Annotated in this window: 11 protein-coding genes; 5 read left to right on the top strand and 6 right to left on the bottom strand. The window is 67.2% G+C overall.

The genetic code is table 11. The features are described 5' to 3' along the window. Positions 1–241 precede the first annotated feature (241 nt). Complete coding sequence (locus Verru16B_RS13255) at positions 242–2,443, top strand: thioredoxin domain-containing protein (RefSeq protein WP_083270340.1); 2,202 nt, start codon at positions 242–244, stop codon at positions 2,441–2,443. A gap of 199 nt (positions 2,444–2,642) precedes the next feature. After that, positions 2,643–6,233 (top strand): CRTAC1 family protein, encoded by a 3,591-nt coding sequence (locus Verru16B_RS13250; RefSeq protein ID WP_069962727.1) that lies wholly within the window; start codon positions 2,643–2,645, stop codon positions 6,231–6,233. A 363-nt stretch (positions 6,234–6,596) separates the two neighbouring features. Here the strand turns inward: Verru16B_RS13250 and Verru16B_RS13245 are convergent, their stop codons facing one another. The 4 genes from Verru16B_RS13245 to yajC form a co-directional block, all read right to left on the bottom strand. After that, entirely contained in the window at positions 6,597–7,229 is a 633-nt protein-coding gene (locus Verru16B_RS13245; protein WP_069962726.1) for a DedA family protein, read from the bottom strand. Positions 7,230–7,250: 21 nt separating this feature from the next. Further along, positions 7,251–8,966, bottom strand: coding sequence for a single-stranded-DNA-specific exonuclease RecJ (gene recJ, locus Verru16B_RS13240; RefSeq protein ID WP_069962725.1), 1,716 nt, complete (start codon positions 8,964–8,966; stop codon positions 7,251–7,253). 18 nt (positions 8,967–8,984) lie between these two features. Further along, positions 8,985–11,528, bottom strand: coding sequence for a protein translocase subunit SecDF (locus tag Verru16B_RS13235; protein WP_069962724.1), 2,544 nt, complete (start codon positions 11,526–11,528; stop codon positions 8,985–8,987). A 68-nt stretch (positions 11,529–11,596) separates the two neighbouring features. Then, positions 11,597–11,917, bottom strand: a complete 321-nt coding sequence (yajC, locus tag Verru16B_RS13230; RefSeq protein ID WP_069963749.1) for a preprotein translocase subunit YajC — start codon at positions 11,915–11,917, stop codon at positions 11,597–11,599. A 99-nt stretch (positions 11,918–12,016) separates the two neighbouring features. Here yajC and speA point away from each other — a divergent pair, with 99 nt between their 5' ends. Together speA and Verru16B_RS13220 are read left to right on the top strand one after the other, a co-directional pair. Continuing rightward, on the top strand, positions 12,017–13,957 hold the full coding sequence (gene speA / locus Verru16B_RS13225) for a biosynthetic arginine decarboxylase (RefSeq protein ID WP_069962723.1): 1,941 nt from the start codon (positions 12,017–12,019) through the stop codon (positions 13,955–13,957). Between the two features lie 92 nt (positions 13,958–14,049). Further along, positions 14,050–17,055, top strand: coding sequence for a glycoside hydrolase family 2 protein (locus Verru16B_RS13220; RefSeq protein WP_069962722.1), 3,006 nt, complete (start codon positions 14,050–14,052; stop codon positions 17,053–17,055). A 40-nt stretch (positions 17,056–17,095) separates the two neighbouring features. Here Verru16B_RS13220 and ppc read toward each other — a convergent pair whose 3' ends face one another. Then, positions 17,096–19,846 carry a phosphoenolpyruvate carboxylase gene (gene ppc, locus Verru16B_RS13215; protein WP_069962721.1) on the bottom strand — a complete coding sequence of 917 codons (2,751 nt, stop codon included), beginning with the start codon at positions 19,844–19,846 and terminating at the stop codon, positions 17,096–17,098. 188 nt (positions 19,847–20,034) lie between these two features. On the opposite strand from ppc, the gene Verru16B_RS13210 reads away from it, so the two are divergent. Then, positions 20,035–21,879, top strand: coding sequence for a tetratricopeptide repeat protein (locus tag Verru16B_RS13210; RefSeq protein ID WP_083270337.1), 1,845 nt, complete (start codon positions 20,035–20,037; stop codon positions 21,877–21,879). Here Verru16B_RS13210 and hrpB read toward each other — a convergent pair. Continuing rightward, positions 21,876–24,467 carry an ATP-dependent helicase HrpB gene (gene hrpB, locus Verru16B_RS13205; RefSeq protein ID WP_069962719.1) on the bottom strand — a complete coding sequence of 864 codons (2,592 nt, stop codon included), beginning with the start codon at positions 24,465–24,467 and terminating at the stop codon, positions 21,876–21,878. The two genes, Verru16B_RS13210 and hrpB, sit on opposite strands and share 4 nt — an antisense overlap. Positions 24,468–24,507 lie beyond the last annotated feature (40 nt).

The following is a 24,507-nucleotide window of genomic DNA, read 5'->3' as shown; positions in this document are numbered from 1 at the left end:
GGCAGGGGTGATCGTTCAGGGGCATGGCAATGAGGCATGATTGCAGATTTTTTGACCCGTCGCTCCGCAGTTATTGTTGATCGCATGACGACCCCGGCAACTCGCCCCGTTTTCACTGCGCTTCGCCCCAGAAACGGGCGCGCGCCTCGGCCCGCGTTGGCGAGTGTTGGGCGTATCTTGTTTTCGCGGCGCGCACCCTTGCATCGACCCGCTTCCGCGCTGAAGTAGGACGGCATCCCCCATGCCGATCCGTGTTTTCATTCTCTGCACCACGGCGCTGCTGCTCGTCATGCGGCTGACCGCCGCCGAGGAGTCCGGCAACCGGCTCCGGCACGAAAATTCGCCCTACCTCCTGCAACACGCGTCGCAGCCGGTGGACTGGTATCCGTGGGGCCCCGAGGCCTTCGCGCGGGCGCGCGCGGAAAACAAACTGATCTTCCTGTCGGTCGGCTACTCCACCTGCCACTGGTGCCACGTGATGGCCCGCGAGTCCTTCGCCGATCCCGCGACCGCCGCGCTGCTCAATGCCCATTTCATCTGCATCAAGGTCGACCGCGAGGAACGGCCCGATGTGGACCGGGTGTACCAGACCTTTGTGCAAGCCACCACCGGCGCCGGCGGCTGGCCGCTGACGGTCTGGCTCTCCCCGGAACTCAAGCCGCTGTTCGGCGGCACCTATTTTCCCCGGGATCGCGACGCGGGTCTGCCAGCCCTGCGAGACATCTCCACCCGCCTGGCGGATCTGTGGCAGCAGGCGCCCGACAAGCTCACCACGCAGGCCGCAACCGTGTGGCAGGCGTTGGTCACGGAATCCCGCCTGAGCGCCGGAGCGGGGCAGCTGCCCGTGGCGGAGCTGCGCGGGCGGGGCTTGGCTGCCGCGCAGGCCGCCTTTGACCCGGTGCACGGCGGCTTCGAAGGCGCGCCGAAGTTTCCCAATCCTGTGATGCTCGATTTCCTCCTGGATGAGGCCGCCACCGCCGCCGATCCCGCGCGACGCCAACAGGCGCGGAACCTGGCCACGCGCTCGCTGCACGCGCTCGCGGCCGGCGGCATTCACGACCAGCTGGGCGGCGGCTTCCACCGCTACGCCGTCGACGCGGCCTGGCGCATCCCCCACTTCGAGAAGATGCTCTATGACCAGGCCCAGCTGGCCGGCGTATTCCTCACGGCCTCGCAACTGACCGCGGATCCGACCTTTCGGGACACCGCCGTGGACACGCTCGGCTACGTGCGCGAGCGGCTCACCGCCCCGGAGGGCGGCTTCTACACCGCGGAGGACGCCGAGAGCGCCGCCCCCGACCAACCGGGCGGACACGCGGAGGGCGCCTTCTACGCCTGGACCATGGCCGAACTCACCGAGGTTCTCGGACCCGGCGACGCCGCCCTTTTCGCCTATGCCTATGGTCTGCAGCCGGAGGGCAACCTGACCGCGGGGACCGACCCCGCCCCGGCCGGCTGGAACGTGCTGTACCGCGCCCAGCCCATGGCCGCCGTCGCGCGACACTTTGAACGGCGCGAGGCCGAGGTGCAGGCCGTGCTCGATCGCGCCCGCGACGCCCTCCGCACCCATCGCGCGGCCCGTCCGCGTCCGCTGCGCGACGACAAGATTGTCACCGCATGGAACGGCCTGATGATATCCGCCTTCGCCCGTGCGGCGCAGGTGCTGGATGCGCCCGAACACGCCGCCACCGCGGCGCGCGCCGCCACCTTCCTGCACAACCAGCTCCGTGACCCCGCGACCGGCCGGCTCGCGCACTGTTACCGGGCTGGACGCCCGGACGGGCGCGGCTTTGCCGAGGACTACGCCTTCCTGATCCAGGGCTTGCTCGACCTGTATGAGGCCACCTTCGACGCCCCCACGCTGGCCTGGGCGGCGGAGTTGCAGGACATCCAAGATCAGCTGTTCTGGGACGAGACCGACGGCGGTTATTTTGCCAGCACCGCCGGGGCCGACGACGTGTTGCTGCGACTCAAGGTCAGCGACGATGGTGCCGAGCCCTCGCCCAACTCGGTCGCGATCCGCAACCTCGCCCGTCTGGCCGCCCTGTTGCACCGGCCCGACTGGCACGCGCGGGCGGCGCGGACCGCCCGCGCCTTTTCCGCGCAGCTCGCGCAGGCCCCTTTCTCCCTGCCCCAGATGCTCGCTGCGATCGGCTGGCTGGAAGGTACGCCCCAACAGATTCTCATCCAGGGCGAACCCGGCCAACCCGGCACCGCGGACCTGGTGCGGGAAGTCTGGCGGCGCTATCTGCCGCGCCGAGTGCTGGTCCGTATTGACCGGGTGAGCCGGGCTTACCTGGAGTCCCGGGTCGAGTTCATCCGCGCACTCCCGGACGATCCCGCCGGTGCACCGATGGCGTACGTGTGCGAAAATTTCGTCTGTCGTCTGCCCACCGGTGAGCCGGCCATACTCAGGGTGCAACTGGCGGCAGGCGAAAAATAAATTTCCCCCGTGTTACGCTGGCGCGGACCGGCGCCCGAGGGGCGCAGGGATGAAGTGCCGCCCCAGCGGGGTGAACCGCCCTCAAGGTCTGCACGCCCCTGACCAAATTCTGCGCAGCCGCCGCCCGCCGGCATCGGCGATAATCCGGCTGCGCCATGCGTCTCCCGCCGGCGCGACCCCACCAACCCTCCCTGCCTCTATGAAAGGTTCCGCGTTCCTCCCGTGCCTTGTCCTCACCGCCGCATTGTCCGGCTTTGCCGCCCTCGCGACACCCCCGCCGTCCGGCGAGCCCTTGGCCGCGCGAAGCGGCGGCTCCGCCAAGATGACCTTCACGGCGATCCCCGCCGCCGAATCCGGCCTGGCGGTGGAGAATCCCTATGACGACCCCGCGATGTGGGGCGCGCGCTACACCGAGTTCCAAGGGGGCGCCATCGGCAGCGGCCTGGCCGCCGGCGACATCGATGGCGATGGACTGACCGACCTCTTCGTGGCCAACAAGACGAAGCCGAGCCAGCTCTTCCGCCAGGTGGCGCCGTTCAAGTTCATCGACATCACGGCCGCCGCGGGCGTCGCCGGGCCGGCCGCCGCCGACGGCATCGGCTGGAAGACGGGATCCACCCTCGCCGATATCGACAACGACGGCGACCTCGACCTCTACGTCTGCCGGTTCAACGCCCCCAACCTGCTTTATCTCAATGATGGCCACGGCCGCTTCCGCGAGGCCGCCGCCGCCGCGGGCATCGCGCTCGTTTCCGGCAGCGTCGTCGGCGCGTTCGAGGACTACGACCGTGACGGCCACCTGGACCTCTTTGTCGTCACCAACGTGCTCGACGTCGACCGTTCCGGCGACGGCGAACGCGATTACCTGTACCGCAACCGCGGCGACGGCACCTTCGAGGAGATCACCGCCCGCGCCGGCCTCGCCCTGGATGCCGGACGCGGCCATTCCGCGACGTGGTTCGACAGCAACGATGACGGCTGGGCCGATCTCTACATCGCGAACGACTTCAGCGCCCCCGATCACCTCTATCGGAACAACGGCGACGGCACGTTCGCCGATGTGCTCGCGGCCGCCCTGCCGCATACCACCTGGTTCTCCATGGGCGCCGACGCCGCCGACATCAACAATGACGGCCTGACCGACCTGCTCGTCGCCGAGATGGCTGGCACCACGCATTTCAAATCCAAGGTCGCGATGGGCGACATGGGCGGCCTGGTCGACTACATGGACACCCTGCCCACGCCCCAGTACATGAAGAACGCCGTCTTCCTGAACTCCGGCACCGACCGCTTCCTCGAGATCGCCAAGATGACCGGCCTGGGCAGCACCGACTGGACCTGGTCCGCCCGCTTCGAGGACCTCGACAACGACGGCTGGGTCGACCTGCACGTCACCAACGGCATGGTGCGCCCCTTCGTCGATTCCGACCTACTCAACCAGATCAAGAAATTCGAGACCCCGCGCGAGGCCATCGCCCTGATGAAGGCGCAGCCCCCGCAGCGCGACGTCAACCTCGCCTACCGCAACGACGGCAACCTTCGCTTCACCAAGGTGCAGCAGGACTGGGGCCTCGCCCACGCCAGCGTGAGCTTCGGCTCGGTCTTCGCCGACTTCGATCGCGACGGCGACCTCGACCTCGTCTACGTCAACTATGAGGACACGGTCAGCCTCTACCGCAACGACAGCCCGGCCGGGAACCGCCTCGTCATCGCCCTGCGCGGCACCCGCGGGAACGCCCAGGCCGTCGGCGCACAGGTAACCGCGCTGACCGACCAGGGCCGCCAAACCCGCCGGCTCACCGTGGCGCGCGGTGCCCTCTCCTCCTCCGAGCCCATCCTGCACTTTGGCCTCGGCGCCAGCGAGACCGTCGCCGACCTCGAAATCCGCTGGCCCGGCGGTCTCGTCCAGCAAACCGGCCCGCTCGCCGCCAACCGCCGCTACACCTTCACCGAACCCGCCGACGCCGCCCCGCCCGACGCGGCCCGCGCGCACCGGCCCGCCGACGCTGGCCTGCTGGCCGACCAGGCCGCCGACCTCGGGCTCGATTTCCTGAACCAGGAACGCGTGTTCAATGACATGCGGCGCCCCGCGCAATCCCTGCTGCCCAACCGCATGAACACCCTCGGCGGCGGCTTCGCCCTCGGGGACGCCAACGGCGACGGTCACACCGACGTGTTCTTCTGCGGCGCCGCCGGCCAAGCGTCAGGGCTCTACCTGAATGACGGCACCGGACGGTTTCGTCGCTCCCGCCAGCAGCAGCCCTGGGACGACACCATCGAGCGCGAGGCCATGGCCGCCGTCTTCCTCGACGTGGACCGCAACGGCACGATGGACCTGATCGTGACCGCCGGGAGCACGGAGCCGGACAAGGACAGCGACCTACTGCGCAGCCGCCTCTACCTGAACAAGGGACATGCCCGGTTCACCGCGGCGGGCGCCGCGCAGTTCCCGGCCCCCGCCGTGAGCTCGTCCGTCGTGGCCGCCGGCGATTACGACCGCGACGGCGACCTCGATGTCTTCATCGGCGGCCGCGTCGTGCCGGGCGAATACCCGCGCACGCCCCCGTCCGTCCTGCTCGAGAACCGGGACGGAGCCTTTGTCGATGTCACGGACACCGTCTGCCCCGCCCTGCGCCAGGCGGGCCTGGTGACCTCCGCCCTGTGGACCGACGCCGACGCCGACGGCCACGTTGACCTGCTCCTCGCGGGCGAGTGGATGCCGCTGCGCCTGTTCCACAATGAAGGCCGCGGCGCATTCAGCGAGACGACGGAAGCCGCCGGGCTCGCGAAGCTCACCGGTTGGTGGAATTCCCTCACCGCCGCGGATGTCAACCACGACGGCCACCTCGACTACATCGCGGGCAATCAGGGCCTGAATTCGAAATACCACGCCAGTGAAGCCCGGCCGACCAGCATCTACTACGGCGACTTCGAGGGCAACGGCCGCTACGAGATCGTCGAGAGCGAGTACGAGGGCGACCGGCTCTACCCGGTCCGCGGCCGCAGCTGTTCTTCCCGCGCCATGCCGAGCCTGCGCACGAAATTCCCGACCTTCCGCGATTTCGGCGCCGCGCTGCTGCCGGAGATCTACCCCACGGAAAAGCTCAGCGAGTCGCTGCAACTGCACGCCACCGAGCTGGCCTCCGGCGTGTTCCTCAACGACGGCCACGGCCGCTACACCTTCCGCGCCTTCCCCCGCCTCGCCCAGACCTCGCCCATCTTCGGCACCGCCGCCGCGGATTTCAACGGCGACGGCTGGCTCGACATCGTGGCCGTGCAGAATTTCCACGGCCCGCAGGTCGAAACCGGCCGGTACGACGGCGGCATCAGCCTCCTGCTCATCGGTGACGGCCAGGGCGGCTTCCGGGCCGCCCCCGCCCAGGAAAGCGGGATCGCCCTCGCCGGCGAAGGCCGGAGCGTGGCCCTCGCCGACTGGGACCAGGATGGCCGGCCCGGCCTCCTGATTACGCGGACCAATGCCACGGTCATGGCGCTGAACCCCCGCACCGCCCCCAACGGCCGCAGCTTCCGGGTCGAACTCACCGGCCAGCCCGGCAACCCCGCCGGCATCGGCGGGCGGGTCACCGCCCACTATGCCGAGGGGCGGGCCCAAGTCATCGAACTCGCCGCTGGCTCCGGTTATCTCTCTCAATCCGAGCCGGTTGCGTTCTTCTGCTACGCGCCCGGCCAATCCCCGACCCGCCTCGAGGTGGTCTGGCCTGACGGCACGCGCACCACCCACGCCTGCCCGCCCGGCACGATCCGCCTCACGCTCAAGCCGACCGATTGAGCGGAGCCGCTGACCCGGCCGGGGGTCATTTTGTCGGAATCCAATAATCTTTGAACGATACGGTCCGGGGCACGTCTGACTTAGTGTTCAAAGGTTTGTTTGGTGTTAGGGTAACATTAGAAATAAAAAGGCCGCTCAGGGGTGAGCGGCCTTTATTTTGCCCGGGTGCGGGAAGTCAGGCGAAGCACTCGCGCCTGTGTTGGCCGAGGTGGCACCGGGCCGCCGGACCAGTTTCTTCCTTCGCGCATCCGATCAACCCGTCCGGCCTGTCCACCGTAGGCTGGGCGAAGGTGAAAGGCCGGGTTCAACCCCCGCGGGCGGACGCACCAGAGGGGACGTTCGCTGGCCCGCGCGGGCGCCGCCTCACTCGTCCCACTTCGTCCGCAGCTCGCGGATCTTGCGGACCACGAGCGTGACCACGACCACGAGAATCACGCCGGCCACAATCATCGTGTAGGTCTGCGTCTGCGAAAGCGCGCGGTCGAGTTGGGCGATGTCGTCCTTGAACTTGGCCCACAGCCAGTGTCCCAGCCAGACAAAGAACGGCACGCTGATCAGCGCCGCCAGGCCGTCGAAAAAGAAGAACTTCCAGAATTTGACCCGCGTGGACCCGGCGGTGAAGAAGATCGGGGCGCGCAACCCGGGCAGGAAACGGCCGACGAAGAGCACCCAGGAATGGTAACGGTCGAAGAGGTCCTCCACCTTCGCCTGCTTCTTCGCGGAGAAATAGCGCTGAAACCAACGCGCCGTGCGCAGTTGCGAGCCAAAATAGCGCCCGGCGATGAAAATGCTCGAATCGCCGATCATCACGCCGGCGTACATCAGGAGACTGACTTCGATCCAGCTCCGGCCATCAATCTCTCCCAGGGCGCCGGCTGCTACCAGCACCACATCCTCCGGCACCGGCAGACCGAGACCGCAGAGGAGTAGGACGATGAAGGGCCCCCACAAGGATAGCGGCGAATGCTGGAAGTACTTGAGGAGGGTCTCGAACATGCGCGGGGTACGAAAAGACTTCTAGGTTCCGGCTACCCGCCAATCTAGCAACTCCATTTGCAGGGTCCGGCGGCCATTGTAGTGGTTCCAGTTCAGCTGGACCGCGATTTCGATCGGTTGCCCGACGGGCGGCAGGCGGTCGGCGAGCTTCCACGCGACGCCGCTGATCCGGCGGCCGGTGGCATCCTCGCCGGAAAACCGGAAATGCTGTTCCTTGAACACGTCCGGGCGGTTCCGCAACCGGAGGCCGCGGACGCCGAAGACCGGCTCGGGATTGCCCATGCCGAAGGGATGCAGCTGCTCCAATTCGCCCATGAGCCGGTCGGTGACCTCGGTGGCGTCGAGCCAACCGGACAGCTCCAGGCCGGGCTCCCCCGCCCCCTGGTCCGAACGGGTGCGGATGACCTCGTCAAACCGGGCACGGAACTCGTCCAATCGCCCCTTCTTGAGCGCGACGCCGACCGCCATCGGGTGCCCGCCCCAGCCATCGAGGCAGTCCGCGCAGGCCGCCAGGATCTCGACCAGGTTGAAACCGTTGATCCCGCGCCCGGAGCCCTTGGCCAACTCCCCCTCGTTCCCCAGCACGATGGCCGGCCGGTGATACTTGCGCGAAATCCGTCCGGCCACGATGCCGACCACGCCCGGATGCCAGGCCTCGTCGAACAGCACGAGTCCGCTGGCCGCTTGAAAATGCTCCTCCACGTAACGCTCGGCGCGCTCCGTGATCTGCCGCTCGATGTCCTGCCGCTCGCGGTTCAGCGCGTCGAGCTGGCGCGCCGTCGCATCGCAGAAGGCCGGGTCGGCGCTGAGCAGCAGGTCCACGGAGAGCGCGGCGTCCGCCAGGCGGCCGCTGGCGTTGATGCGCGGCCCGAGCCGGAAAGAGACATCGGTCGGCACCAGCCCCTGGTCGGTCTTCAGCCCGGAAACCTGCATCAGCGCGATCAGCCCCGGCCGGCGGGTCTCGGCCAGTACACGCAGGCCGTGGCGGGCAAAGATCCGGTTCTCGCCGTGCAGCGGGACCAAGTCCGCGATGGTCCCCATCGCGACCAGGTCAAGGTAGTCCTTGAGCACGATGCTCAGCGCCACGGGGTGGTTCTCCGCCCGCAGTTTCTTCAGCAGCCCGTGGGCCAGCTTGAAAACGAGGCCCACGGTGCACAGGTAGTGCCAGGCCCCGTCATCCGGCGCGGGGTGGACATGCGGGTTGATCAGGATCGCATCGGTGGCCGGAGGCTCGGTCGAACGGTGGTGATCCACGATGATCACCTCCGCGCCGCGCGACCGGAGCAAGGCCACCTCGGCGCCCGAGTTGGTGCCGCAGTCCAGCGCGATGAAAAGGTCCGGGCAGCCCTGCTCCAACGCCCGCTCGATCGCGGTGGCGCTCAGGCCGTAACCCTCCTCGGCGCGGCGGGGCACCAGGTAGGCGGGCGTCAGCCCCAGCCGGCGCAGCAGGCAGACCAGGATCGAGGTGCTACACACCCCATCCACGTCGTAATCCCCCAGCACGGTCACCCGCTCATGGCGCTGCAGCGCCAGCAGCAGTCGGTCCACGGCCCGCTCCAGGTTCACCACCAGAAACGGATCGCCGAGGCTGGCGAGGGTCGGCTGCAGGAAGCGCACGGCCCCGGCCTCCGGTACCCCGGCGCGCAGCAACAGCTCGGCCACGACCGGGGTCGTGCCCAGGCTGCGCGCGAGGGCCCCCACGCTTTCGGCGTGGACCGGCGTGTAATTCCAGCGCATGGGTGGCGAAACCGCCCCTTACTCAGATGCGCGGGAGGAGCCGGCCCAGTCGTACTTGGGCGCGATGTCGTGGTGCGCCTCCACGTGCTTCCGGTCACCCTTGTGCCACCAGTAGAAGATCGGGCTGGCGATGAAGAGCGAGGAGAACGTGCCGGTGACCACGCCGATGAGCAGCGTGAGCGCGATGTCGTTCACGTCGCCGCTCGTCACGAAGATGAGCGTGAGCGCCGTGAGCAGCGTGGTGCCGCCAGTGATGATCGTGCGGGAGAGCGTGAGGTTGAGCGAGCGATTGATGATCTCGCGCAGCGTGCCCGTCGGGTTCAGCTTCAGCTCCTCGCGGATGCGGTCGAACACCACGATGGTGTCGTTGATGGAGTAACCCATCACGAGCAGGATGGCCGCGACCATGGAGGCGTTGAACTGCCGGTCAAAGAGCACGAAGACGCCGATGGTCATGACCACGTCGTGAATCGTCGAGACGACCGCGCCCATGCCATAGCCAAACTCAAAGCGGAACGCCACGTAGATCAGGATGAGCACGAGGGCCCAGAAGACGGCCTTGAGGGCGTTCCACTGGATCTCCTCGCCGACCGAGGCACCGATGCGGGTGACGCCCTCGTTCTTGAACTGGGATTCAGGGAAGGCCTGCTGGAGCTTTTCCACGAGCGGGGCGGCTTGGTCAAACGGAGTGGTGATCTTGAGCAGGGTCCGGTCGGAGCCGATCGGCTTCTGGTAGACCGGGTTGACCTCCTTGAACCCGGCGGCCTGGGCGGCGGCGCGGAGCGCACCGACCTCGACCGGCTTGGCAAACGAGAGCGCGACGGTGTCACCGCCGAGGAAATCGATGCCGTAGACATCCTTGCCCTTCACCGCGACGGTGATGACACCGACGGCGATCAGGAGCCAGGAGCCGATGAAGGCGATCTTGGCCTTCTTGAGGAAATCGTAGTTCGTGTTCTGCAGGACCGAGAACATCGGGAGCTTCTTGATCACGTTGCCGTGGACCAGGAACTCGAGCATCAGCTTGGAGACGACGACCGCGGCGAACATCGTGGTGAAGATGCCGATGGTGAGCGTGACGCCGAAGCCCTTCACCGCGCCGGTGCCGAGCACGATCATGATCGCGGCGGTGATCAGGGTGGTGAGATTGCCGTCGATGATGGCAGACCAGGCCTTGTCGAAGCCGGCCTCGAGAGCGGTGGCCAGCGACTTGCCCTGCTTCAGCTCTTCGCGCATGCGCTCGAAGATCAGGATGTTGGAATCCACCGACATGGCGAGGGTCAGCACGATGCCGGCGATGCCGGGCAGCGTGAGGGTGGCGCCGATGCTGGCCATGACGCCGAGGACGATCAGCACGTTGATGCCCATGCCCACCGCGGCGACGATGCCGCCGTAGGTGTAGAACAGCAGGATGAAACCCACGGTCAGGCTCGTGCCGATGATGAAGGCGAGCTTGCCGCTGGCGATGGCATCCTGGGCGAGCGAGGGCCCGACCTCGTACTGCTCCTTCACCACGAGGGGGATGTCCAGGGGGTTGTTGAGCACGTTGGCCAGGTCGACGGCCTCGCGCTGGGAGAATTGGCCGGAAATCTCGGCGGAATCGCTGTTGATCTCCTTCTCGACGCCGGGGGCGGAGTAGAGCTTGTCGTCGAGCACGATGGCCAGGCGGCCGCGGCGGCCGGTGCGCTGGCCCTCGTCGGCGATCGCCTTCGTGACCTGGGCGAACTGCGTGGAGCCCTCGGCGGTGAAGCGCAGGATGATCTTGAAGCGGCCGAACTCGTCCATGATCGGGTAGGAATCCGACACAGCCTCGCCGGTCATCTCGGGGATGCGCTTGACGTAAAGCTCCTCGGCGAAGGTCTCGCCGGTGCGGGTTTCCTGCTCAAGCGTCATGGCCGTGAAGCCCGGCGGGGCCTCCATCGGCGGCGCGGCAAAGGGATGGACCATCCGGAAATCGAGCCGGGCGGGCTTGCGCAGGCTGCTGAGGACCTCGGGGTTGTCGGTGGTGGTGACACCGGCGAGTTGGACCTCGATGCGGTTGGTGCCGACGGCGCGGATGATGGGCTCGGAGACGCCGAGGCCGTTCACGCGGTTGCCGATGATCTCGATGGCCTTGTTCAGCTTCTCGGTCCGGGCGTAGTCCGGCTCCTCCACGGCGAGGGTTTCATCCACCTCGAGGGTGAAGGCGACGCCGCCCTTGAGGTCGAGGCCGAGTTGGAGGCGGCCCTTGGACCGGCGGAGGAGCTCATTCAGGAGCAGCTCGTTGCGCTTCTCGACGTTCTTGAGCGACTCCTCGAGGCGAATCTGCGGGAAGAACTCGGAGAGGTCGATCTTGTCCTCGCGGCCGATCTGCTTGAGCGCCACGAAGGTGCTGGAGGCCTGGCCGGACTTCACGCGCTCGGCCACGCGGGTCATCAGCGTGGTGAACTGCGTGGGCTTGGCCTCGGCCTCCGCCTTGACGTAATCACCGAAGGGTTGGTCCTTCAGCGGAATAAGGTTGAACGCCGCCCACAGCACGATGATGGCGCACAGGGTCAGTTTCCACAGATTTTGACGGAACATGGTTGTTGGTTGTTAAAGGGGTATGGGGCGCGGCCCGCGGGCCGCGCAAAGCAGACAGGAAAACGGACTCAGGCCTTCTTGACGAGGGCGCTGATGAAGCCCTTGCCGACCTCGACCTTGGCGTTGTCGGACCCGATGCGGATCACGAAGCGGTCGTCCTTGACCTGGGTGATGACGCCGTAGATGCCGCCGGCGGTGACGACTTCGTCGCCCGACTGGAGCTCGGTGAGCATCTTCTCGTGCGCCTTCTGCTTCTTGCGCTGGGGGGCGATCAGCAGGAAATACATGGCCGCGAACATGAGCACCAGGGGCAGGAACTGCATGAGGGCGGAGGCGCCGGAGGGGGCGGGAGCGGTGGCTTGGGCGAGGAACAGGTGGAACTTAGTCATTGCGTCTTCGGGTGTTTTGAAAAATTTGAAAAGGGCGACTAAGCCCAGCCCGATTTTAAAAAGCAAGCCTAACCCCCACCCGTTCGTCGCCCTGTAAAATTGAAGACCAAATCCGCATCAAACTGGTCCGCCGCCCAGTCCGAAGAACACTACGGTTTCAAGCGCTGGGGCGCCAACCACTTTTCCGTGGATTCCGAGGGGTTTGTGCAAGTCCAGCCCCTCTCCGACGGCCGCGCCGTCCGCCTCATGGACGTGGTCGAGGAGGCCGCCAGCATGGGCCTCAAGGCCCCCCTGGTCATCCGCATGCAGGACACCCTCCGCCACCGGGTCACCCAGCTCAACGAGGTGTTCCGCAAGGCCATCAAGGAAGAGGGCTACAAGGGCGAATACCGCGGGGTCTTCCCCATCAAGGTCAACCAGCTGCGCGAGGTCGTCGACGAGGTGGTTTCCGCCGGCAAGGACTTCAACTACGGCCTCGAGGCCGGCTCGAAGCCCGAGCTCATGATCGCCCTCGGCATGCATGAGGGTGGCCAGCGCCTCATCATCTGCAACGGCTACAAGGACAAAGACTACATGCGGCTCGCCCTCCTCGGCCGCAAGTTGGGCAAGAAGATCATCATCGTGGTCGAGCAGCTCTCCGAGGTCGACAGCATCATCGAGATCGCCAAGGAGACCGGGGTGAAGCCCATGCTCGGCTTCCGCGTGAAGCTCCAGACCCGCGGCGAGGGCAAGTGGGCCTCCTCCACCGGCGACAACGCCAAGTTCGGCCTTAACACCGCCGAGATCCTCTTCGCCGTCGAGAAGCTCCGCGCCGCCAAAATGCAGAGCAGCCTGCGCCTGGTGCACTTTCACATCGGCTCGCAGGTGCCCAACATCATCACGATCAAGGCCGCCGTCACCGAGGCCGCGCGCTTCTACTGCCAGCTGGCCAAGATGGGGTTCCCCATGGGTTTCCTCGACGTCGGCGGCGGGCTGGGCATCGACTACGACGGCTCGCGCACGAATTTCGAATCCTCGATGAACTACACCGTGGGCGAATACGCCCGCGACGTCGTGTTCAACATCCGCGAGATCTGCGAGGCCTCCGGCGTCAAGGTCCCCGACATCGTCACCGAGTCCGGCCGCGCCGTCGCCGCCCCCCACTCCATGCTGGTCGTCGAGGTCTTTGAGCGCATCAACAAGCACGAGTCCCTCGGCAAGCAGCACCAGCCCAAGTCGCGCCACAAGATCGTGGACGATCTCGCCGTGCTCCTGAAAAACAAGGCCCGCCTCGGCCGGCTCGAGCGCTTCCACGACGCCCTCCAGAAGAAGGAGGAGGCCTTCTCCCTCTTCAACCTGGGCTACCTCGACCTCGAGAACCGCGCCGCCGCCGAGCAGATCTTCTGGCAGATCTGCGAGCAGATCGACAAGGAGAGCGACAAGGCCGGCTACCAGCCCGAGGAACTCCACGAGCTGAAGAAGCTCCTCGCCGACCAGTACGTCTGCAACTTCTCCGTCTTCCAATCCCTCCTCGACAGCTGGGCGCTCAAGCAGCTCTTCCCCATCACCCCGCTCCACCGCCTCAAGGAGAAGCCCACCGTCAACGCCGTGCTCGTAGACATCACCTGCGACTCCGACGGCAAGGTGGACCGCTTCATCGACCTGCAGGACGTGAAGGACTACATCACGCTCCATCCGCTCAAGGCCGGCCAGCCGTACTACCTCGGCATCTACCTCACCGGCGCCTACCAGGACATCATGGGCGACCTCCACAACCTCTTCGGGCGCGTCAACGAGGTCCATGTCTTCCTCGAGGACGACGAACCTAACGGCTACTACATCGAGGAGGCCCTCGCCGGCTCGCGCATCTCCGACGTCATCGAGGGCGTGCAATACCAGTGGGAGGAACTCTGCCGCCGCATCAAGCAGCAGATCGACCACGCCACGAAGAAGGACCTCATCAAGCCCCGCGAGGGCGTGCGCCTCGTCGAGTTCTACGAATCCCAGATGCTCGCGAAGACCTACCTCAACATCGAGCACACCGGGAAGAAGAAGCGGTAGACGGCCCGGTCCGATCAGGTCCCCCGCCGCTTACGCGCCCCACCCCGTTTTTTCTCGTGACCGCACGGTCTGCCTCCAACTTTGGCGCCTGCATGAGACTACCCCTGCTCTTCGTGTTGCTGGCCGGCCTGGCCCTGGCCGACGGCCGCCAGACCCTCAATTTCAATCCGGACTGGAAATTCCTGAAGGCCGATCCCGCCGGTGCCGCCGCGCCCGGTTTTGATGATGCCAGCTGGGCCCCCGTCTCGGCTCCCCACACCTACAACGACACCGACACCTTCGACAACTGGTCCCTGCCGGGCCACCGCGGCGAGCAGGAACAGTGGAGCGGCCGCACCTGGTACCGGAAAACCTTCACCGCCCCCGCCGCGTGGGAGGGGAAAAAGGTCTTCATCGAGTTCGAGGCCGTGCGCCAGGTCGCCGAGGTTTACCTGAACGGCCACCTCCTCGGCACGGCGAAGGGCGGTTTCACCCCGTTCGGCTTCGACCTCACGCCGCACCTGAAAATCGGCGCCGCCAACGTGCTCGCCGTGATGGCGGACAACCGCTTCATGAAGGATCCGCTCGATCCCAAGCTCGCCCCGCAGGCTGCCACGACCTCGGCCACCCACCCCAACCTGGCCCAGCTCTCGCGGGAACTGATGGAGAAGATTCCCGCGACCCTCGACGAACTGCAGGCCGACCAGATCCCCTGGAACAACCCGCACTGGCACCCCGCGCACGGCGGTATCTACCGCAACGTCCGGCTCATCGTCACCGACCCGCTGCACTTCGAGCTCCCGCTTTACAGCTTCCTCCAGACCGAGGGCCCCTACGCCTACGCGACCGGCATCACCGAAAAATCCGCCCAAGTCGGTTTGGAAGTCCCGGTCCGCAACGACGGCCTGACCGCCGCCGACGGCGAGATTCGCGCCGAGATCCTCGATGCCGACGGCAAATCCGTGTTCCGCGAGGCCGTGCGTGTCGTGCTCCCGGCCGGCGGCCACGTGAAGGTCAAGCTGGGCACCACACTGGCCAATCCCCGCCTCTGGGAGCCGGCTTACCCTCATCTCTATCGCGTCGCCCTCAAACTCCTGTGGCGCGGCCAGGTCCTCGACTCGACCGAAGTTCCACTTGGCATCCGGCACATCCGCTGGGACGCTGGCGTCGGTCTCTTCGTCAACGGCGCCCCCCTGAAGCTCCACGGCTGGGGCCAGAAGGCCACCAACGAGTGGCCGGGCCTCGGTGCCGCCCTGCCCGATTGGCTCCAATTCTACACGATGAACCTGATGCGCGAAGCCGGCGGCAATTTCGTCCGCTGGGGCCACGTGCCCGGCGGTCCGGCGCAGATCACGGCGGGTGACCGGCTCGGGATCATCGCCCTCCAACCGGGTGGCGACGGCGAGCACGACACCGTCGGCGGCGCCTGGGCCCTGCGCGTGGCCAACTTCCGCGACGTCCTCATCTACTACCGCAACAATCCGTCCGTCTTCATCTGGGAAGGCGGCAACCAGAAGGTGTCGCGCGAACACGCCGCCGAGCTCCGCGCCTTGATGGATCAATACGATCCCCACGGCGGCCGCGCCTATGCCCACCGCCGGGCGGATGCGATCACCGCCGAATTCATGGACGTCGGCATCGGTACCGAGGGCGGCCGCGAGATCGCCCGTCTGGCCGTCGTCGAGGGCGAATACAACCGCGAGGAATCCCCTCGCCGTGTCTGGGACGAATTCTCGCCGCCGAACTTCGGCTACCCCGAGGCCAAGGGTCAGACTTACCAGCTCACCTCCGAGCAGTTCGCCGCCAACCAGGTCGGCCACTACGTCAAGAAGCTCGGCGCCCCGGAGCACGCCGGCGGCGCCAACTGGATTTTCTCCGATTCCACCAGCGGCGGCCGCGTCGCCGTCGAGGTCGCCCGCGCCAGCGGCGAGGTGGACGGCGCGCGCCTGCCCAAGGAGGCCTATTTTGTCACCCAGGCGATGTTCCGCGACGATCCGCAGGTGCATCTCATCGGCCACTGGTCCTATCCCGCCGGCACCAAGAAATCCGTCTACGTCGCGTCCAACGCGGAAGCCGTCGAACTCTTCCTCAACGGTCGTTCCGTCGGGCTCGGCCGCATTTCCGATCGCCACTTGTTCACTTTTCCCGACGTGACCTTCGAACCCGGCGAACTCAAGGCCGTCGCCACGCGCGAGGGCCGGGTCGTTGCCACCACGGTGAAGCACACGGCCGGACCGGCGGTGGCCCTGCGTCTCACGGCCCTCACCGACCCCAGCGGCCTCGTCGCCGACGGCGCCGCCGTCGCCCTGTTCGACGTTAAGGCCGTGGACGCGCAAGGCCAACGCGTGCCGACCTTCCAGCAGCGCGCCGACTTCGAAGTGACCGGCCCCGCGACTTGGCGCGGTGGGTACAACAGCGGCAAGACCGACTCCATCAACCACCTCTTCCTCGACCTCGAGGCCGGCATCAACCGCGTCGCCGTGCGGGCCGGCCGCACCGCCGGGACCATCACGCTGACGGCCCGGGCGGAGGGACTGAAGCCCGCCACCCTCACCGTGGAATCACTCCCCTATTCCGGTGCCCTGCCCGCGCTTCCCGTATTCGCCCTCGGTCAGGCCCCGGCCCGCACGATCGTCGCCCCCGCCACCGACCCGGCAAATCGCCCCGGCCCGGCCATGCTCGGGAAATTCATCCAGACCCTGAACTACACCGGTCCCAACGCCTCCATCGTCCATGTCGAAATCGCCGCCCGCGAGGGCAAGAACGCCTACGTGAACGTCGACTCCCCGTTCCCGCTTCTGCCGGCCGAACTCCAAGGCGCCGATTGGATCCAGGGGGACAACCGCGATGCCCTCTACAGCGCGGTCGACCTGATCGAGCTCGCCGTGACCGGCACGAGCACGGCGTGGATCGCGCACGACGACCGCCTCCCCCGCCCCGCTTGGCTGACCAAACTCTTCCACCCGACGACCAGTACCCTCGTCGTCCTCGGCCAGCCCATGACGCTCTTCCGCCGCACCATTCCCGCCGCCGGTGAAAGCCTGACCCTCGGGGCCAACACCGAGAACACCGCCCTCACTGCGGGAAATCTCTACCTGGTCTTCGTCAGCCAGCCGTAGGGCCGGTGTCCGACCGGCCCGGACCAGCTGAAGACTGGTCTTACCCCGTATTCTTCAACCCGCCCGCGATGCCGTTGACCGTCAGCTCCATCACGGCGCGGATACCCTCCCGGTCCGGCTTGTTCAGGCGGCGCACGCGGCGGCGCTTGATCATCTCCACCTGCAGGTAGTTGAGCGGGTCCACGTAGGGATTGCGCAGCTTGATCGACTTCGCGAGCACCGGCTCGTTCTCCAGCAGGTGGGCCTGCCCCGTCACCGCGAGGATCATCTCCTCGGTCAGACGGAACTCCCCGGCCAAGCGATTGAACACGTTCTCGCGCAGGCGCGCGTCCTCGACCAGCGAGGCGTAGACCTTGGCGATGGACATGTCGGCCTTGCAGACGGTCAGCTGCGCGTTGTCCACCATCGTCTGGAAGAAGGGCCAGCGTTGATACATTTCGCGCAGCAGCTTGGGGCCTCCCTTGCGGCCGAGCACGGCGTGCAAGCCGCTGCCCAAGCCATACCAGCCCGGGAAATTGAAACGACTCTGCATCCACGAGAACACCCAGGGGATGGCGCGCAGGTCGCCCACGCTGATGCTGCCCTTGCGGCGGTAGGTGGGACGCGATCCGAAGTTGAGCTCGCTGATCTCATCGATCGGCGTGGCTTGCCGCCAGAAGGTCAGGAAATCCGGATCCTCGTGCACGCAGGCCCGGTAGGCCGCGAGCGCGGCCGCACTCATCTGCTCCATCGCCTGGGCCCAGCGCTTGGGTACGCGCCGCGAACCCTGCTGCGCCTCGTTCGCGCCCAGCAAAACGCCGTAGGCCATCTGCTCCAACACCCGGTGCGCCAGGTCCGGGTCGTGGTAGCGGGTCGAAAGCACTTCACCCTGCTCCGTGACGCGGATGCCACCGTCCTTAAGCCCCACCGGTTGCGCCAGGATCGCCTTGGCCGCGGGACCGCCGCCTCGGGCGATGCTGCCGCCGCGTCCGTGGAAGAGCGTGACCCGCATCCGGTGCTGCCGGCAGACGCGCATGATCGCATCCTGGGCCTGGAACAGCGCCCAGTTGGCCGTCAGGTAGCCGCAATCCTTGTTCGAGTCGGAATAGCCCAGCATGACGTGCTGGTGCCGGTTGTTCCGGGCCACCTCGGCGGCGTAGGCCGGGTGCGTGAACAGGGCGGTCAGGATCGCCGGGGCGCGACTGAGATCGTCGAGCGTCTCGAACAACGGCGCAATGGGCAGGTGCGCGCCCGCCAGCCGCTGCAGCCACAGGGCTTCCAGCACGTCTGACACCTCGTTGGTCATGCTGATGATGTAGATGCCGAGGGCGTCGGGCCCGTAATGCTGCTGGGCTCGTAACGCCAGGCAGAGCGGCTCGATGACGGTGCGGGTCTCCGGGCTCAGGGCGGCCACCCGGTCGGTCGTGAGCGCCACGGCACCCTTCAGGGCCGCGGTCAGCAGGGCCTGTTTGTCCGGCTCCGCCAACTGCTCGTAATCGGGACGCTGCAGCAGTTCCGCCACCGCACGGGCGTGCGGTCCCGAGTGCTGCCGCAGGTCGAGGCGCGCGGTGCTCAGGCCAAAAACATCCACGCAGGTGATCGCATCGCGCAGTTCACCACAGGCCAGCGGCGCGGCCCGGTCCCGCAAGAGGTCAGCCTCGATCTGCGCAAGGATGCCACGCACGGTGGCGGTCGTTTCCTGAGCGTCACCGGAGGAGTCCTCTGCCAAGGCCCCGGCCTCCGCCTGCGCCAGGAGCCGTTCCCGGAGGCTGCTCAGAATGATGCGATACGGCTCGCGCGGGTACCGTGAGCCCACCCGGGACATCATCGCGGAGGAGGACCGGCATTCGTCGGCCATGCGGCGGATGATGGGGGCGAAACGCGCCCGGCGATCCGAAACCGTCAGCGAGCCCGCCAAGCGGTAAAGCACATCGGCCAGCTTCCGGACCGCCATCCGCCGGTTCATCCGCAGGACCTCGGCCGTCACCCCCGCTGTCACCCCGGGATTGCCGTCGCGATCGCCGCCGATCCACGAGCCGAAGGAAAGCCAGCGGTTGGGCGCCCGCACGCCCGGATAATGGCGGTTGAGCGCCTCCTGCAGGTCGGCGTGGAGGCGCGGCAGCAGCCGGTAGAGGGTGCGGTCAAAGTACCACAGGCCGGTCCGGGCCTCGTCCTCCACCATCGGCCGCTCGGTGCGGCTGCGGTCGGTGAGCCAGAGGGAGACAATTTCCCGGCGGACGTCGTCCGGCGCATGCTGGATTTCCTCGAAGGTGTGGCTGCGCAACATGCCCGCCAGCGTGGCCAGCTTCTCCAGCATGGTGCGGCGCTTGGACTCGGTGGGATGGGCGGTGAACACGAGCTCGATGGAGAGCTGGCGCACGAGTTTCTGCATCTTCTGGGCGGAGACCCCGGCCTGCTTCAGCTCGATGACGGCGGCCTCGATCGACTCGCGCAGGGGCTCGCTGGCGTGGCCCGCCGCGAGGGCGCCGCGGTGGCGCAGGTTGCGCTCGCGCAGCAGGCGGATGCGGAAATTTTCCTCAGCCAGGTTGACCAGTTCAAAGTAGAGCGTGAAGGCCATGGCCTGGTTGAAGGCGTCCGCCGGCGTCAGCCGCCCGATGGTGTGGGCCAGTTCCTGCGCGGCGGCATGGTCCCCCGCGCGGCTGCTTTTCGCCAGCGTGCGCAGGGCCTCGACCATTTCCAGGGTGCGGGGGCCTTCAAGGGTGGCAATGGTCTGACCCAGCGTCGCGCCGAGACTTCTGATCTCGGCCCGTAGCTTGGCATGTTGATCCAGGGCGTGCGTGGGAGCCGGCATTCGGGGGGATGAATACGCAATTCCTGTGCCGCGGCGAAAGCGAAATTCAGCGCCTTCCGGTGTCATACGGGGGCCGCCCACCGGCCATCCCTCCCCCTTGTCCGGCACACCCTGTCGAAAGCATGGTCTTTTATTGGACTGACCGTATCCTTGGCCGACCGGTAAACTGACCAAACCATACTGCATTCATGTCTGTAAACTCCATCCCGCCATCCTTGCCTTCCCGGGTCCGGATACCTGGCTGGGTGGGTTCGGTGCTCATCGTCCTGGCGGGATTCGGCACCTACCACGGCAGCTTGGATGCGCCCTTCGTCTTTGATGACCTCCCCGCGGTGGTGCAGAATGAAACCATCCGGGATCTGGCCGACTTGGGTCAGGTGCTGCGCCCGCCGGCGAACGGCGCCGGCACGGACTCGCGGCCGATCGTCAATCTCTCCCTGGCCCTCAACCACGCGGTCGGGGGACTCGATCCCCGCGGTTACCGGCTCACCAACATCGCGCTCCACGTCCTCGGCGCGCTGGCGCTGCTGGGTCTCCTGCGCCGGACCCTGACCCTGCGCCGGGGGCCCGCGCGGCTGCGCCCCCTGGCCCGGCCGATCGCGTTCTGCACGGCCTTGCTCTGGACCGTGCATCCCCTGCAAAGCGAAACGGTGATCTGCGTCATCCAGCGCACCGAAGCCATCGTCAGTCTCTGGTTTCTGTTCATGCTGTATTGCTTCGTCCGGGCGGTGGAGCCCGGGGGACGCCGGGGGTGGCTCGCGGCCGCCTGGATTGTCTGCCTGCTCGGCATGGCCTCCAAGGAGGTCATGGTGGCCGCCCCCCTCCTCACCCTGCTCTTTGACCGGACTTTTGTGGCTGGGACCTTTCGCGAGGCCTGGCAGCAGCGCGGACGCTGGCATGCGGCCTTCGCGGCCTGCTGGCTGCTGCTCGTCTGGCTGGTGGTGGACTCCGGTGGCAGCCGCGGTGGCACCTCGGGCTTTGGGCAGGGGGTGTCATCCTGGACCTATCTGCTGACGCAAGCGCACGCCCTGACCACCTACCTCAAGCTCTCCGTCTGGCCGCATCCGCTGATCATCGACTACGGCGACTGGCTGGCCCCGGGCCTGCACGCCGTGCGCGGGGAGTTTTTGCTCATGTCCACCTTGTTCGGCGCCACGCTCTACGCGCTCGTGCGCCACCCGCGGATCGGTTTTCTCGGCGCCTGGTTCTTTGTGATCCTGGCCCCTAGTTCCAGCGTCTACCCGCTGCTGTCGCAGACCATCGCCGAACACCGGATGCACCTGCCCTTGGCGGGCGTGCTGGCGCTGCTGGTGACCGGCCTCTTCCGCCTGGCCCGGCAGCCGGCGTGGGTGATCTGCGTGCTGGCGGCCCTGGTCGCAGGCTTCGTCACGATCCGCCGCAGCGCGGATTACGCCAGCGAACTGACCTTGTGGACGGACACCGTGGCCAAGGCCCCCGGCAATCCCTGGGCCCGGTTCAACCTCGGGAAAACCTATTTTCAGCTCAACCGCCTCGCTGAGGCCGAGGTCGAAAACCGCCTCGCCACGCAGATGCGGCCGGACAGCGCCGATTTTCACTACGCCCTGGCCCTGACCCTGGAGCGGCTGGGCCGTGGCCCGGAGGCGCTGGCGGGCTATCAGCGGGTCCTCGCGTTGCAGCCCGATCAACCCCACGCCCATTTTCGCTGCGGCGTCGGGCTGCTGGCCGCCGGCCAGCCCGCGGCGGCGATCGGGCATTTTGCCGAGACGGTGCGGCTCGTACCCGACCATGCCGACGCCGAGGGCAACTGGGGCGCAGCCCTCTACCAGCTGGGCCGGGTGGACGAGGCGCTGCCGCACTTCCAGCGCGTGATCGCGCTGCGCCCGGCATCGGTGGAGGCGCACTACAACGTCGCGCTGCTGCTGCTTCAGCGCGGCCGCCCCGCCGACGCACTCCCGTACCTTGAGACCGCGGCACGGCTGCGTCCGGCGGATCGGGAAATCCAGGCGACCTTGGGTCAGGTCCGCCGCAGCCTCGGGGTCCCGCACCCTTAGCGCCACTCGTGGCGTGGGTAACGGCGGGAGAGCTCGGTCTTGATCTTCGGATACTGCTCCGTCCAGAAATTCGAAAGGTCGTCGGTCACCTGGATGGGACGCTGGTTGGGCGCCAGGACCTCGATCTTCACCGCCACGCGGCCGTGCCCCAGCGTGAATTTCGAGCTGACGCCGTAGAGCTCCTGGATGCGTGCGCTCAGGACCGGCGGGCCGTCCTTGGTATAGGTGAGGCGGGCCTTGCGGCCGTTGGCCATCACGAGCCGCTCCGGCAGGTAGTCATCGAGCACCGCCAGCTGCTCGGCCAGCAGCCAGTCGCGCAGGACGGGCATCACGGGCTTGTCCTTCAATTCGCGGGCGCCGTGGCTGCCGTAGCAGATTTGCTCGATGAGGGTGGCCCGGTCGGCGTCGGTGATGGGGTTGACCTCCAGCTCCGGCCACCATTTGGCGAGACAGTTCACGCGCACGATCCATTGCTCGACCGCCTCGTTCCACTCGGTGAGCACAATGCTCCCGGCCATCACCTCGCGGGCCAGGAGCGCCGCCGCCTCGCCCTCGGGCGGCTCCTCGGCCGTCGGCTTGGACTCCAGCACGAGATCGCGGAACCGGCGCTCCTTGCGCGCCAGGACGCGGCGGGCGGTCACATCATAGGAGACCCCGCCGGCATCGTGGAAATCCTCGGGGAAGATTTCCTTGAGCCACGCCTCTTCGACCGCCGTGCAGAGATTGAGGAGGGTGTTCACCTCGCCCCGGCTCTCGATCTCGGTGATCTCGGCCGCCACCAGCAGGGTGGCCTGGTCGATGCAGCTTTCGCGGGCGAGCACGCCCTTGCGCTTGTGCACCAGTTCGCAGCGCAGCGTGCCCTGGTCCAGCCGGCGGGCCAGATGGTCGCTGAAGCCGACCAGCACGCATTTCCGGACGGCCACGCCGTCGATGCGCTTCTCCGCGATGTCCAGTTTCTCGGCCTGGGCGATCTGCAGGAACTGCTCGAACAGGGGGCCGACGGCGCGCACGCCCTGGATATGGATGCCCAGCCGGCGGCAGGCGTCGGCGTTGTAGTTGGCCTTGTCGGCGTAGCGCCAGGCCCGCATCAGGAGGAAGAAGTCGGACTCGTGTTCCTCGCCAAAGAGATCGTCGCGGGCCTCCTGCGTGCGCTTGTCGACGTTGCGGAGGAGAAAATTCCGGCCCTGGGTGAGCGCCGCCATCAGGGCCACCGAGCGCACACACCCATAATCTTGCGCCGCCAGGAACATGCGGGCGTAGCGAGGGTGCATCGGGAAGCGGAGCATCTTCCGGCCGGTCGGGGTGATGGATTTTGCTGGAGCTGCACCGACCCCGGTGCGGTCTTCCCCCCGCGGCGAGGACGCCGCGGCGCCAATCGCCCCCAGATCCTCCAGGAGCATCTCTGCCCGTTCCAGCGCCTTGGGCTCCGGCTTCTCCAGCCAGGGGAAGGCGGCAATGTCATCGATACCCGCGGCCTTGAGCGTCAGGACCACCTCGGCGAGGTCGAGTCGCTTCACCTCCGGCAGTTCCTGCAAGGGACGCCGGGCATGCTCGTTCTCGGTCCACAGCCGCACGCAGATGCCCGGGGCCGTGCGGCCGGCGCGGCCGGCGCGCTGGTCGGAGGCGGCCACGGAGATCTTCTCGATCAGCAGCGTGTTGATGCCACGGTGCGGATCATAGCGCGCCACGCGGGCCAGGCCGCAGTCCACCACGGCGGTCACACCGTCGATCGTGAGGGAAGTCTCGGCCACATTGGTCGAGACGATGATCTTGCGCGTCTCGTAGCGGGCCACGGCCCGGTCCTGCTGCTCGGGCGGCAGTTCACCGTGGAGCGGAAAGCAGATGAACCCGCGCAAGCCGTGCGATCCCTGCACATCCTGCACCGTGCGGCTGATTTCGTAGGCGCCGGGCATGAAGACAAGGATATCGCCCGTGGTCTTCGCCGCGACCCGCTCGCACTCGCGCGCCGCGACGGCCCACACCGGATCGTGGTCGAAATCCACGGTTTTCGAAAGGTATTCGACCTGCACCGGAAAGGTCCGGCCCTGCGAAGTCAGCACCTCGCACGGCGCCATGTAGGCCTTGAGTTGCACCGCGTCGAGCGTGGCGGACATGACCACCAGCTTCAGGTCGGGGCGTTGGGACTGCTGGATCTGCAGCGCGCGCGCCAGGGAGATGTCGCCATAAAGATGCCGCTCGTGGAACTCATCGAAGACGATGGCGCTGATGCCGCGCAGCGTGGGGTCAAAAGACATCTGCCGGAGCAATATGCCCTCGGTCACAAAGCGGATGCGCGTCGCCTTGGACACGCGCGAATCCAAGCGGATCTGGTAGCCGACCACGTCGCCCAGCTGCGTGCCGACCTCCTCCGCCACGCGCTTGGCCAGCATGCGGGCCGCCAGCCGCCTCGGCTGCAGCACGACCACCTCCCCCTCCCCCAGCAGCCCGTGGTTGAGCAGCATCTGCGGCACCTGCGTGGACTTGCCCGACCCCGTCGGCGCCTGGACAATCAGGCGCCCCTGCCCCCGCACGGCCGCGACGATGCGGTCCTCGAGTTCGTAGATGGGCAGTTCGCGCGGTGCGGGCATGGATCGGTCGATTGAGCCCGACCGAGGTGACAGCGCAAGG

Origin of the sequence: Lacunisphaera limnophila (genome assembly GCF_001746835.1) — a bacterium.
GTDB classification, from domain to species: domain Bacteria; phylum Verrucomicrobiota; class Verrucomicrobiia; order Opitutales; family Opitutaceae; genus Lacunisphaera; species Lacunisphaera limnophila.
This window is presented reverse-complemented; position numbering and strand designations above follow the sequence as displayed.

What these genes read in the sequence shown, in the direction of transcription:
- ppc (WP_069962721.1), bottom strand. Translation starts at nt 19,846, where the DNA reads ATGCCGGCTCCCACGCACGCCCTGGATCAACATGCCAAGCTACGGGCC.
- yajC (WP_069963749.1), bottom strand. Translation starts at nt 11,917, where the DNA reads ATGACTAAGTTCCACCTGTTCCTCGCCCAAGCCACCGCTCCCGCCCCC.
- Verru16B_RS13220 (WP_069962722.1), top strand. Translation starts at nt 14,050, where the DNA reads ATGAGACTACCCCTGCTCTTCGTGTTGCTGGCCGGCCTGGCCCTGGCC.
- Verru16B_RS13255 (WP_083270340.1), top strand. Translation starts at nt 242, where the DNA reads ATGCCGATCCGTGTTTTCATTCTCTGCACCACGGCGCTGCTGCTCGTC.
- Verru16B_RS13235 (WP_069962724.1), bottom strand. Translation starts at nt 11,528, where the DNA reads ATGTTCCGTCAAAATCTGTGGAAACTGACCCTGTGCGCCATCATCGTG.
- Verru16B_RS13210 (WP_083270337.1), top strand. Translation starts at nt 20,035, where the DNA reads ATGTCTGTAAACTCCATCCCGCCATCCTTGCCTTCCCGGGTCCGGATA.
- Verru16B_RS13245 (WP_069962726.1), bottom strand. Translation starts at nt 7,229, where the DNA reads ATGTTCGAGACCCTCCTCAAGTACTTCCAGCATTCGCCGCTATCCTTG.
- Verru16B_RS13250 (WP_069962727.1), top strand. Translation starts at nt 2,643, where the DNA reads ATGAAAGGTTCCGCGTTCCTCCCGTGCCTTGTCCTCACCGCCGCATTG.
- recJ (WP_069962725.1), bottom strand. Translation starts at nt 8,966, where the DNA reads ATGCGCTGGAATTACACGCCGGTCCACGCCGAAAGCGTGGGGGCCCTC.
- hrpB (WP_069962719.1), bottom strand. Translation starts at nt 24,467, where the DNA reads ATGCCCGCACCGCGCGAACTGCCCATCTACGAACTCGAGGACCGCATC.